Origin of the sequence: Streptomyces crystallinus, assembly GCF_039521265.1 — a bacterium.
Classification (GTDB): Bacteria; Actinomycetota; Actinomycetes; order Streptomycetales; family Streptomycetaceae; genus Streptomyces; species Streptomyces crystallinus.
Window position 1 is genome coordinate 237,801 of sequence record NZ_BAAACA010000066.1, and the last position, 11,763, is coordinate 249,563.

Here is an 11,763-nt window from a genome sequence, read left to right on the forward strand (position 1 = left end):
AACTGCGCGACCAGCCCGCCCCGCACCCGCAGACAAAGGCCGGCCATACAGGTCGGGTACGTCGAGGGCCGTGTGTGGGAGCGAGAGCCCCCGGCCTCAGTTCAACGCGGGGATCACCCGCTCCCCGTAAGCGTCGATGACGTCCTCGCGCGCGTCGTGCATCGCGTACACCGCGAACTGGTCGACGCCCAGGTCGCGCAGCGCCTTGAGCTTCTCGATGTGCGCTTCCACGGGGCCCAGCAGACAGAAGCGGTCGACGATCTCGTCGGGGACGAACGCGGTGTCCGGGTTGTCGGTGCGGCCGTGGTGGCTGTAGTCGTAGCCCTGGCGGGCCTTGATGTAGTCGGTGAGCGCTTCCGGTACGAGGCCGGAGTGCTCTCCGTACCGGGACACCAGGTCGGCGACGTGGTTGCCGACCATGCCGCCGAACCAGCGGCACTGCTGGCGCGCATGGGCGAGGTCGTCGCCCACATAGGCGGGGGCGGCGACGCAGATGGTCACGGAGGCGGGGTCGCGCCCGGCCTCCACGGCTGCCGCGCGGACCGCCTTGACCATCCACTCGGTCAGGAACGGGTCCGCGAGCTGGAGGATGAAACCGTCGGCCTTCTGCCCGGCCAGCGCCAGCGCCTTCGGCCCGTACGCCGCCATCCAGACGGGCAGTTCGCCGCCCTTGACCCAGGGCAGCCTGAGGCGCTGTCCATCGACCTCGGCCTCACGGCCCTCGGCGAGGTCGCGGATGACGCCGATGGCCTCGCCCAGGCGCGCCAGTGTGTTGGGCTTGCGCCCGGCGACGCGCATCGCCGAGTCGCCGCGGCCGATCCCGCACACCGTGCGGTTGCCGTACATGTCGTTGAGGGTGGCGAAGGTGGAGGCGGTGACCTCCCAGGTGCGGGTGCCCGGGTTGGTCACCATCGGGCCGACGTGCAGTTTCTGCGTGTTGGCCAGGATCTGGCTGTAGATGACGAACGGCTCCTGCCACAGCACGGCCGAGTCGAAGGTCCAGCCGTAGCGGAAGCCGTTGCGTTCCGCGCGGCGCATCAGACCGACGACGGTCGAGGCGGGCGGGTCGGTCTGCAGGACGAGTCCGAAGTCCATGTGGTGCTGCTCCTGGTGACTAGCCGAGGTACTGGGTGGTGGCTCGCGGGGTGTAGACGCCGTGCCCGGCCCGGCCGGTGAACCGGCGCTCGTCGATGACGAGTTCGCCGCGCGAGAGGACCGTCTCGACGCGGCCGGTGATCCGCCTGCCCTCGTACGCGGAGTAGTCCACGTTCATGTGGTGGGTCTCGGCGGAGAGGGTCTGCTCGGCGTGCGGGTCGTAGATGACGACGTCGGCGTCGGCGCCCGGCGCGATGGTGCCCTTCTTCGGGTACAGCCCGAACATCCGCGCGGGACTGGCGCAGGCGATCTCGATCCAGCGGCGCCGGCTGAGGTGGCCGTCGAGCGCGGCCTGATGGAGCAGGTCCATCCGGTTCTCCACGCCCGGCAGCCCGTTGGGGATCTTGGAGAAGTCGCCCCGGCCGAGCTCCTTCTGGCCCACGAAGCAGAACGGGCAGTGGTCGGTGGAGACCACCTGGAGGTCGTTGGTGCGCAGCCCCCGCCAGAGCGCGGCCTGGTGCTCCTTGGGCCGCAGCGGCGTCGAGCACACGTACTTGGCGCCCTCGAACCCGGGCTCGGCCAGGTTGTCCGTGGACAGGAAGAGGTACTGCGGACAGGTCTCGCCGAAGACGGGAAGCCCCTTGTCCCGGGCGGCGGCCAGCTCGGCGACCGCCTCCTCGGCCGACACGTGCACCACGTAGAGCGGCGCCCCGGCGACCCGGGCCAGCTGGATCGCGCGGTGGGTCGCCTCGGCTTCGAGCAGGGCGCGGCGCACCTCGCCGTGGTAGCGCGGGTCGGTGCGGCCGGCCGCCAGCGCCTGCTCGACGAGGACGTCGATGGCGATGCCGTTCTCCGCGTGCATCATGATCAGCCCGCCGTTGGCGGCGGAGCGCTGCATGGCCCGCAGGATCTGGCCGTCGTCGCTGTAGAAGACGCCCGGATAGGCCATGAACAGCTTGAACGAGGTGATGCCCTCCTCCACCAGCAGGTCCATCTCCTTGAGCGAGTGCTCGTTCACATCGGAGAGGATCATGTGGAAGGCGTAGTCGATGGCGCACTGGCCGTCCGCCTTGGCGTACCAGGCGTCCAGCCCCTCGCGCAGCGCGTGGCCCGGCGACTGCACGGCGAAGTCCACGATGGTGGTGGTGCCGCCCCAGGCGGCGGCCCGGGTCCCGGTCTCGAAGGTGTCGGAGGCGAAGGTCCCGCCGAACGGGAGCTCCATATGCGTGTGGGCGTCGACGCCGCCCGGGATGACGTACTTGTCGGTCGCGTCGATCGTACGGTCGGCGCTCCAGCTCTGCGCCGCGCTCGAACCGTGGGTGGCGAGGGCGGCGATACGGGTGTCCTCGATGAGGACGTCGGCGTGGATCTCGTCGGCGGCGGTGATCACCAGGCCGCCGCGGATGACTGTGCGGGTGCTCATGGGTGGTCCCTTGTTCTTCGTCTGCGGGCCGTCGTGGGCTGAGCGCGCAGTTCCCCGCGCCCCGGGGGGTGCGGGCGCGGCACCCTGAAAGCGCGGGCGTCACACGCCTCGCAGTGCCCTCTCCAGGATCGCCGCGCCCTCCTCCGCCTCCGCCACCGTCAGGCTCAGCGGTGGGGCGACACGGAGCACGCTCGTGTTGTGGCCGCCGCCCTTGCCGATCAGGAGGCCGCCCTCGCGGGCCGCTTCCAGGACCGCTGCCGCCGCCTCCGGGTGGGCCTCGTCGGTGCCCGGCTTGACCAGTTCGATGCCCGCCATCAGGCCCCGGCCGCGTACCTCTCGTACGAGGGGAAGCTGGGCGCCGATGGCCCGCAGCCGCTCGATGAGCAGACCGCCGACGCGGCGCGCGTTGCCCTGGAGGTCGTGTTCGAGCAGATACGAGAGGTTGGCGAGGCCGGCCGCCATGGTGACCGGGGAGCCGCCGAAGGTGGAGATGGAGTTGGCGTCCAGGCAGTTCATGACGCGGGCGCTCGCCACCACCCCGCCGATCGACATGCCGTTGCCGATGCCCTTGGCGAAGGTGAGGATGTCCGGCGGGCCGTTCTCCGCGTGTGCCTGCCAGCCCCAGAAGTGGTCGCCGGTACGGCCCCAGCCGGTCTGCACCTCGTCGCTGATCCACAGGATGCCGTGGCGGTCGAGGACTTCACGGAAGGCGGCGTAGAGCCCGTCGGGCGGTGAGGTGAAGCCGCCCACGCCCTGGATGGGCTCGGCGATGAGGGCGGCGACCTCGCGGGTGTGGCCGAGCAGGTCCTCCAGGTCGGCCACACAGGCGTTGATGAACTGACGGTCACTCAACTCCGCGTAGGGGCCCCGGGAGCGGACGCCGCCGTGCACGTACAGCGTCTGGAGCGGCGAGAGGCTCGTCGGGGACCAGGAGTGGTTGCCGGTGATGCCGACGGCGCTGAACGAGCGGCCGTGGTAGCTGTTGCGCATCGCCAGGATCTGGTTGGAGCCCCGGTGGGCGGTGGCGAGCAGCAGCGCGGTGTCGTTCGCCTCGGTGCCGGAGGTGGTGAAGAAGACCCGGGCGTCCGGGATGCCGGAGAGGTGGGCGATCCGCTCGGCGAGCTCGACCATCGGGCGGTTGAGGTAGAGCGTCGAGGAGTGGATGATCCGCTCGGCCTGGTCGGAGACCGCCTTGGTGACCTCGGGCAGGGCGTGCGCGGTCATCGTGGTGAGGATGCCGCCGAAGAAGTCGAGGTACCGGTTGCCCTCGGCGTCCCAGACGTGCCGGCCCTCGCCGTGGGTGATCTCGATCGGGTGGCGGTAGTAGAGCGCGAGCCACTCGGGCAGGACCGCGCGGTGGCGGTCGAAGAGGGAGGTCACGGCTGCACCAGCCCCTCGTAGGCGTCGGGCCGCCGGTCGCGGTAGAACGCCCACTGCTGGCGCACCTCGTCGATCAGACCGAAGTCGAGGTCCCGGACGACGAGTTCCTCCTCCTTGTCGCTCGCCTTCTCGCCGACGAACTGGCCGCGCGGGTCGACGAAGTAGCTGGTGCCGTAGAAGTCGTTGTCGCCGTACTCCTCGCGGCCGACCCGGTTGATGGCGGCGACGAAGTACTCGTTGGCGACCGCCGAGGCGGGCTGTTCCAGCTGCCAGAGATAGGCCGAAAGTCCACGGGAGGTGGCGGACGGGTTGTAGACGAGCTGGGCGCCGTTGAGCCCCAACTGCCGCCAGCCCTCGGGGAAGTGGCGGTCGTAGCAGATGTAGACGCCGACCTTGCCGACGGCGGTGTCGAAGACCGGCCATCCCAGGTTGCCCGGTTTGAAGTAGTACTTCTCCCAGAACCCCTTGACCTGGGGGATGTGGTGCTTGCGGTACTTGCCGAGGTAGCTGCCGTCAGCGTCGATCACGGCCGCGGTGTTGTAGTAGAAGCCGGAGCCCTCGATCTCGAAGACCGGCACGACGATCACCATCCCGGTCTCCCGGGCGAGCTCGCGCATCCGCCGCACGGTCGGCCCGTCCGGCACCGGCTCCGCCCACCGGTAGTGCTCCGGCTCCTGCACCTGGCAGAAGTACGGGGCGTTGAAGACCTCCTGGAAACCGATGATCTTCGCGCCCTGGCGGGCCGCCTCGCGGGCGTGTTCCTCATGTTTGGCGATCATGGATTCGGTATCGCCGGTCCAACTGGCCTGGACCAGTGCGGCGCGGACAACAGTGGCCATGAGCTGCTCCTTAGACGGGCCGTCAGCCAGGCATCGACACGCGTAGATTGCGTGTGGAGAGACCGTAAAGCCCGTCACGCACCGTGGCAAGACCATCTCCATCACGCCACGAAGTCGATCAGATTTCCCTCGGTACGGGGGCGGGCAGCCGGGCCCAATTGCCGCGCCGGGCGTGCCTCAGCAGCACCGGGTCCGCGCCGACGACCACCGGATTGCCCACCTCGGCGAGCAGCGGCAGGTCGGCCGCCTCGTCCGCGTACGCGTAGCAGTCGGCGGCGAGCAGGGCGTGCTCGCGCAGCAGGGCGCGGGCCGCGTACCCCTTGCCCTGGCCGGTCATCGGGGCCTTCGGCCGGGCGCAGAGCACCGCGTGGGCGCCCAGCTCGCGGGCGACGGGCGCGACGGCTCCGGCCGGCGACGGTGTCACCAGGACCACCAGGTGCCCCCGGGCGGCATGGGTGTGCAGGGCCGCGAGGACCGGCGGGTGCCAGAGGCGGCCGAGCGGCGGCCCGGGGCCGTCGGGGGGCAGCTCGGGCAGCGCCAGGAGCGTGCCCTCCACGTCGAAGAACGCGGCGGCGCGGGGCCGGGGCGCACGGCAGCGGGGTATATGGGCGTCGTTGTCCATCCTTACCGACCATGCCCAGCCGCACCCCCTTCCCAATCCAGGATTTCAACGTTCTGTTGCAATTCTGGCCACCCGGAAGGCGTGCACGACGTCCCGTCGGCGCCCCTCGGAGACGGCGCCGGCCGCGGCCAGCAGCTGGGGGCCGAGGCGCGCCGGGGCGTGCGCGGCCAACTGCGCCGCGTCCTCCGGCGTACGGACCCGGACGAAGGCGTTCAGGAGCGCGTCCGCCTCGCGTGCGCGCCCCGCGTCGCCCAGCGCGAGCACCGCGTCCGCGATCTGCTCGGCGGGCCGGGTCACGCCCTGGCGCAGCAGCCGGTGGCAGTCGGCGCTCTGCCCCGCGGCGGCGAGCGCGGCGGCCGCGGCGGCCAGCCGGTCGGGCGGCAGCGAGGCCGCCTCCCACAGCAGGGTGGCCCAGTCGGCGCCGAGGCCCGCGCGGTGCAGCTCGCCCGCGAACAGCGGCAGCAGGGCGGCGGGCCCGGCGGCCGCCTCGCACAGCACGGCGTGCGCCTCGCCGGTACGGCCCCGGGCGCGCAGCCGCACCAGGCGGACGACGGCCTCGCGGACGACGCGGCGCTGATCGCGGTCGTCGAGCCCCTCCTCGCGCCGCTGCGGTTCGCCCTTGCCACGGGCGTGCTCGGGCTGTCTGCGCAGGTGCCAACCGCCGCCGAACCGGGCCCCGGTGGGCGCGGCGGCGGCGACCGGCGGCAGTAAGGGCCCGCTGTCCTCCGCCTCGGCGCCGCCGGCCTCCAGCCCGGCGAACCGGGCGCCGCGCGAGGTGCGCCGCGCGGCCGGCCGGGGCGCGGGGACGCGCGCGGGCCGCTCGGGAACCTCCCGGGCGGCCTCGCCCCGGGGCCGCGCGACCGCCCCGCCGCCGAACCAGCCGCTGGGGACCTCCGGACCCAACGCGGCGATACGGGCGCGCAGTTCGGCGCAGCGCGCGGTGGCCCGGGCCAGGTCGTCCTGGATCCAGGCCAGCTCGTCCGGGGCGGCGCCCGGCAGCCGGTCGGCCGCGTACGCCTGGTCGCGCAGCATCAGGGCGAGGCGTTCGCGCAGGGCCTCGCGCCCGCCCGGGCGGGCGTCGTACGCGGCGGCGGCCGCGGTGTGCAGCGCCCGGGCCCGTACCGTCTCACGGGCCACCGCCTCGGGGCCGTGGGTGGGGGCGAGGTCCTGGAGCAGTGACTCGACCACGTCCCACGGCGGGATACCGCTGCCGTCGAAGCAGGCCGCCATGCCGTCCGGGTCGCGCTGCCAGAAGACCGCGTACCAGCCGCCGTACCGGTCGAGCAGCGCCGCCATCCGGCCCATGTACTGAACGAACGCCCCGATGTCCACCGAGAGTTGATTCACCGTCACCGCGCAATCCCCCCACCGCCGACTGAACCCCCACGGTCCTCGGGCATTCGATACCCGCCGTGTTGCGCCCGTGTTACGCCGAGGTCTTCGCCGCGATACCGGTGGGTGGCCGTGCGCCGAACGGCGTGGTGATGTCCGAGTCCGCACGCCCCCCGGCGGCGCCCCCTTCGCGCCCCGGTGTCATACGGCCGGCGGCCGCCCCGGGTTGTCGGCGTGCGTCAGCGTCTCCCAGGCCACGAACAGGTCGTCCGTCCCCGCCGGGCGCTGCTTCTCGGCGAGCTTCTCGGTCTCGGGGAGCTTCAGGTGCATCCGGTTGCGCAGATGGTTGAGGGCGACCTCGACGTCCGGGCCCATGGTGCGCTCCACCTTGCCGCCGCACAGCCAGGGCGGCGCCGCCTCGCCCAGCTGGTAGCGGGCGTGGAACTCCAGCGCGGCCCGCAGCCGCTCGGCACTCGGCCCGTACAGGTCGACGCCCTGCTGGTGGGCGGTCTCCGCGATGTGCGCGGACGCGGCGAGCGCGTAGCCGATGTGCATGAAGTTGCGGCAGGTCTCCTGGCCGAGCCCGTCGGCGTAGGTGCGCTGGCCGAACCAGTACGTGGCGAGCTTCTCCGGGCTGGTCATCGTGCCGCCGGGGGGCGCCTTGGGCAGCTTGCCGTCGGAGGCGAGGTAGAAGTACGCGGGGACGCGCGCCCGATAGCGGGCCAGGGACTGGGTGAACAGCTCGCGGTCCTCCAGGAAGACGGCGATCCCGATGGCCGCGTCGGTCATCGCCAGCTCCCAGTTCCCGTTGTAGTCGGGCACCTTGGCGGTGACGGCGGGCAGATACGCCTTGCGCAGCATCCACTTGAAGCGCTGGACGTCCGCGGCGCCCCACTTCGGGTAGCCCGCGTGCACGATGTCGGCGGCCCGCGCCCAGGACGAGCCCGCCCAGGCGGTCTGGAGTCCGGCGTTGCCCTCGGTGTGCTCCTTCATCACCTTCGACCAGCCGTCCATGATCTCCACGGCCTTGCGGGCGTGCGCCTCTTCGCCGCTGACGGACCAGAGCAGCGCCTGGGTGTACGCGGCGATGGCGTCCTCGCGCTCGGCCAGGCACGCGGGGGGTCCGGCGTTCGGGGGGCAGGGCACGACGGCGGCCGGGTGCGCGGTGTACCCCGGCGCCCCGTACCGGCTGGTGCGCATCCTCTCGTACGCCGACCGCCAGGGCTCCCGCCCCTCCCGCACCCGCTCCCGCACGACATCGAGCTGACTGCGGCCGACGACGACGCCGGGGTGGTGGAAGGGGGTGTCCTGGGCGGCGGAGATCTTCGAGGCGGGGGCGCAGGCGGGCGCGGCGAGCGCGGCGAGCGCCGCGAGGAGGGCGAGGGCGGCGCGGCCCCGGGCGCGGGGGCGGCGCGTGGCGGTCGGGGGCTGGGGGCTCACCCTTCCACGGTGGGGGGCGCTCGGGGCGCGCGCAGATCTATTGAGCCGAGCGGGGTGGGGTGGGGAGGGGAGGGGGCGGGTTGTTCGTCTGCGGGTGCGTCGTGGCTGAGCGCGCAGTTCCCCGCGCCCCTAGGGGGATGGGGTGAGCCGGGGGCGGATGCTTCGCGGGGGCGTGGGTGGTTCTCTGCGGGTGCGTCGTGGCTGGGCGCGCAGTTCCCCGCGCCCCTAGGGGGTTGGGGTGGGCCAGCGGAGTTGCGTCACGGCCCCTTCGCGGCCGCATGCACCCCGACCCCCTCAGCGGCGCGGGGAACTGCGCGACCAGCCACCCACGGCCCGCAGACAAACGAGAGGCACAACCAGCCCCCACCCAGGGGCGCGGGGAACTGCGCGCTCAGCCAGCCACGGTCCGCAGACGAACGAGAGGCACAACCAGCCCCCACCCAGGGGCGCGGGGAACTGCGCGACCAGCCACCACGCACCCGCAGACGCACAACCCGCTCCCCAGCGGAGCGCCCGGCGGGGAACTGCGCGACCAGCCACGACGCGCCCGTAGACGAACAGTCGCTCACGCCGGGAGCAAGCTGCACGCCCCCGCGACCTCGTCCAGTGAGAGCCCGAGGACCGACGCCAACGCGGCCACCGTGAAGAACGCCGGGGTCGGGGCGCGGCCCGTCTCGATCTTGCGGAGCGTCTCCGCGGAGAGCCCGGCCGCCGCCGCGACCTCACTCATGCTGCGCCCGCCCCGCGCGACCCGCAGCAACGCGCCCAGCCGCTCGCCACGCTCGCGCTCTTCGGGGGTGAGAGGGGTGCGGACCATGGCGCCGAGTCTAGTCCGGCGCGGGCCAGGTCGGACCCGTACGCCCAGGAATCCCCGTACGGCCAGCGTTCAGTGCGCCGATCCCTCCGCCGACCACCCCTCCACCTGGAACCGCGGCGTCACATCCCGCCGGTGCACCTCGTCCCCACACGCCCGGCACGTGATCACCGGATCCAGGTCGGACCCGCACGAGTGCCGCCACACCGTGGGCGGGACGTCCGCCAGATGCCGGTCGCCCCACCGCATCAGCATCAGCAGCACCGGCCGCAGCTCCTGCCCCGCCTCGGTGGCCCGGTACTCGTACCGCGCGGGCCGCTCGTTGTAGAGCACCTTCTCCAGGACGCCCGCGTCGACCAGCCGGCGCAGCCGGGCGGTGAGGATGTCGCGGGGGGCGCCCACATTGCGGGCGATCGCGTCGAAGCGGTGCACGCCGAAGAAGACCTCGCGCAGGACGAGCAGCGCGTACTTCTCCCCCACGACCGCCAGCGCGTCGGCGATCGAGCAGGGCCGGGAGTTCTTCTGCGACGTCGTCATGGCTCCACGGTAAGCCAGGAACAGCCGTGCATTGGATTTTCCAACCCAGGGAGTTACAGTGAATCCAGTTTCCAAACCTACTCGCCGGTAGCGCGGGCAGGTCCCGAAGCCACAGCCCGAGCCAGCCGAGGAGCACCCGATGCGTGACGCCGTGATCGTGGAAGCCGTCCGTACCCCGATAGGAAAGGGCAAGCCGGGCGGGGCCCTCTCCGGGACGCACCCCGTCGAACTGCTCGCCCACACCCTGCGCACCCTCGTCGAGCGCAGCGGTGTCGACCCGGCGCTCGTCGACGACGTGATCGGCGGGACCGTCGACCAGGTCGGCGAGCAGGCCATGAACACCACCCGGTACGCCTGGCTCTCCGCCGGGTTCCCGGACAGCGTCCCCGCGACGACCGTGGACCGCCAGTGCGGCTCCTCGCAGCAGGCCGTCCACTTCGCCGCCCAGGGCGTCCTCTCGGGGGCGTACGACCTGGTCGTGGCCTGCGGGGTCGAGTCCATGAGCCGGGTCCCGATGTGGTCCAACGTGCCCGCCGGCAAGGACCCGTTCGGGCCGGGCGTGGCCGCCCGCTTCCCCGACGGCCTCGTTCCGCAGGGCATCAGCGCCGAGCTGATCGCCGCGAAGTGGTCGATCGGGCGGGAGCGGATGGACGAGTTCGCCACCGCCTCGCACCAGAAGGCCGCGGCGGCTTGGGACGCCGGGCTCTTCGACGCCGAGACCGCGCCGATCGCGGGGCTGAGGCGGGACGAGTCCGTACGCCCCGCCACGACGCCCGAGATCCTCGCCGGACTGAAGCCGTCCTTCGTGGACCCGGCCTTCGCCGAGCGCTTCCCGCAGATCGACTGGTCGGTGACGGCGGGCAACAGCAGCCCCACCAACGACGGCGCCTCGGCCGTACTGATCACCTCCAGCGAGACCGCGGCGCGGCTCGGCCTGCGCCCGCTCGCCCGGCTTCACAGCTTCGCCGTCACCGGCTCGGACCCCGTCCTGATGCTCACCGGGGTCATCCCCGCGACCGAGAAGGTGCTGCGCAGGGCCGGGCTCGACCTCGGCGACATCGACCTCTTCGAGGTCAACGAGGCCTTCGCGAGCGTGGTGCTCGCCTGGCAGCAGGAGACCGGCGCCGACCTGTCGAAGGTCAACGTGCACGGCGGCGCGATCGCGCTCGGCCACCCGCTGGGCGCCAGCGGCACCCGGCTGATGACCACGCTGGTGCACGCGATGCGCCGGCGCGGGGCGCGCTACGCCCTCCAGACGATGTGCGAGGCGGGCGGACTGGCCAACGCCACCGTCCTGGAGGCGCTCTGACGACATCTCAGCCGCTGTCACCCGTACGGCCGACTGCGTGACCCCGCCACCCGACCGTTATAGTAATTGGAATGGTGGAGATCAAGACGGACACACAGATGGACGCGATGCGCGAGGCCGGGCGGGTGGTCGCGCGGGCGCTCGCCGCGGCCCGGGACGCGGCGGGCGTCGGCGTCAGCCTGCTGGACCTCGACACGGCGGCCCACGAGGTGCTGCGGGCGGCGGGCGCGTCCTCGCCGTTCCTCGGCTACCACCCGGACTTCGCCCCGGTCCCCTTCCCGGCCGTCGCCTGCGTCTCCGTCAACGACGCGATCGTGCACGGCATCCCGGACGGCTACCGGCTGCGCGACGGCGACCTGGTGAGCGTCGACTTCGGCGCGGTCCTGGACGGCTGGGCCGGGGACTCGGCGATCAGCTTCACGGTCGGCCGGGCGCGGAGCGAGGACGTACGGCTGATCTCGACGGCGTACGAGGCGCTGGAGGCGGGCATCGCGGCGGCGGTCGTGGGCAACCGCATCGGCGACATCGCGCACGCGATCGGCAAGGTCTGCCGGGGCGCGGGCTACGGCATCCCGGACGGCTTCGGCGGCCACGGCATCGGCCGCCACATGCACGAGGACCCGGGAGTGCCCAACGAGGGCCGCCGGGGCCGGGGCATGACGCTGCGGCACGGCATGGTCCTGGCGATCGAGCCGATGCTGATCGCGGACGGTACGGACGACTACTACCCGTGCCCCGACGGCTGGACCCTCCGCACCCTCACCGGCACCCGAGCGGCCCACGCGGAACACACGGTGGCGATAACGGACAAGGGCCCCCGCATCCTCACGCAACCCTGAGCAGGCCGCACCTCCAGGGGCGCGGGGAACTGCGCGAGCAACCGGCCACTCACCCGCAGACAAAGACCGGGCACAAGAAGGGGCGCGGGGAACTGCGCGAGCGACCACCCACTCAGCCGCAGACAAAGACCGG

General features: G+C 72.6%; 11 protein-coding genes. 2 read left to right on the forward strand and 9 right to left on the reverse strand.

Features of this window, described 5'->3' with window-relative positions; translation table 11 throughout:
- Positions 1 to 96 precede the first annotated feature (96 nt).
- The 9 genes from ABD236_RS34570 to ABD236_RS34610 all read right to left on the reverse strand — a co-directional run bounded on the left by ABD236_RS34570 (position 97) and on the right by ABD236_RS34610 (position 9,482).
- The gene (locus ABD236_RS34570) at positions 97 to 1,095 is read right to left on the reverse strand and encodes a TIGR03842 family LLM class F420-dependent oxidoreductase (protein WP_344081626.1); all 999 of its coding nucleotides are present in this window, start codon (positions 1,093 to 1,095) and stop codon (positions 97 to 99) included.
- Positions 1,096 to 1,114: 19 nt separating this feature from the next.
- Complete coding sequence (hydA, locus tag ABD236_RS34575) at positions 1,115 to 2,518, reverse strand: dihydropyrimidinase (protein ID WP_344081629.1); 1,404 nt, start codon at positions 2,516 to 2,518, stop codon at positions 1,115 to 1,117.
- Positions 2,519 to 2,617: 99 nt separating this feature from the next.
- Positions 2,618 to 3,898: an aspartate aminotransferase family protein gene (locus ABD236_RS34580; RefSeq protein WP_344081632.1), complete on the reverse strand. Its 1,281-nt coding sequence runs from the start codon at positions 3,896 to 3,898 to the stop codon at positions 2,618 to 2,620.
- Complete coding sequence (locus ABD236_RS34585; protein ID WP_344081635.1) at positions 3,895 to 4,737, reverse strand: nitrilase-related carbon-nitrogen hydrolase; 843 nt, start codon at positions 4,735 to 4,737, stop codon at positions 3,895 to 3,897. The genes ABD236_RS34580 and ABD236_RS34585 overlap by 4 nt, the downstream gene beginning before the upstream one ends.
- A 118-nt stretch (positions 4,738 to 4,855) precedes the next feature.
- Entirely contained in the window at positions 4,856 to 5,359 is a 504-nt protein-coding gene (locus ABD236_RS34590) for an HAD family hydrolase (RefSeq protein ID WP_344081638.1), read from the reverse strand.
- 45 nt (positions 5,360 to 5,404) lie between these two features.
- On the reverse strand, positions 5,405 to 6,712 hold the full coding sequence (locus ABD236_RS34595) for a hypothetical protein (RefSeq protein ID WP_344081642.1): 1,308 nt from the start codon (positions 6,710 to 6,712) through the stop codon (positions 5,405 to 5,407).
- Between the two features lie 180 nt (positions 6,713 to 6,892).
- Entirely contained in the window at positions 6,893 to 8,131 is a 1,239-nt protein-coding gene (locus tag ABD236_RS34600; RefSeq protein WP_344081645.1) for an alginate lyase family protein, read from the reverse strand.
- A gap of 565 nt (positions 8,132 to 8,696) precedes the next feature.
- Positions 8,697 to 8,948 carry a helix-turn-helix domain-containing protein gene (locus ABD236_RS34605; protein WP_344081648.1) on the reverse strand — a complete coding sequence of 84 codons (252 nt, stop codon included), beginning with the start codon at positions 8,946 to 8,948 and terminating at the stop codon, positions 8,697 to 8,699.
- A 69-nt stretch (positions 8,949 to 9,017) separates the two neighbouring features.
- A complete protein-coding gene (locus tag ABD236_RS34610) occupies positions 9,018 to 9,482 on the reverse strand; it encodes a winged helix-turn-helix transcriptional regulator (RefSeq protein ID WP_344081651.1) in 465 nt (154 codons plus the stop codon).
- A gap of 139 nt (positions 9,483 to 9,621) precedes the next feature.
- Here ABD236_RS34610 and ABD236_RS34615 point away from each other — a divergent pair, with 139 nt between their 5' ends.
- Positions 9,622 to 10,791, forward strand: a complete 1,170-nt coding sequence (locus ABD236_RS34615; protein WP_344081654.1) for a thiolase family protein — start codon at positions 9,622 to 9,624, stop codon at positions 10,789 to 10,791.
- A gap of 71 nt (positions 10,792 to 10,862) precedes the next feature.
- Positions 10,863 to 11,630: a type I methionyl aminopeptidase gene (map, locus tag ABD236_RS34620; RefSeq protein WP_344081657.1), complete on the forward strand. Its 768-nt coding sequence runs from the start codon at positions 10,863 to 10,865 to the stop codon at positions 11,628 to 11,630.
- Positions 11,631 to 11,763: the final 133 nt, after the last annotated feature.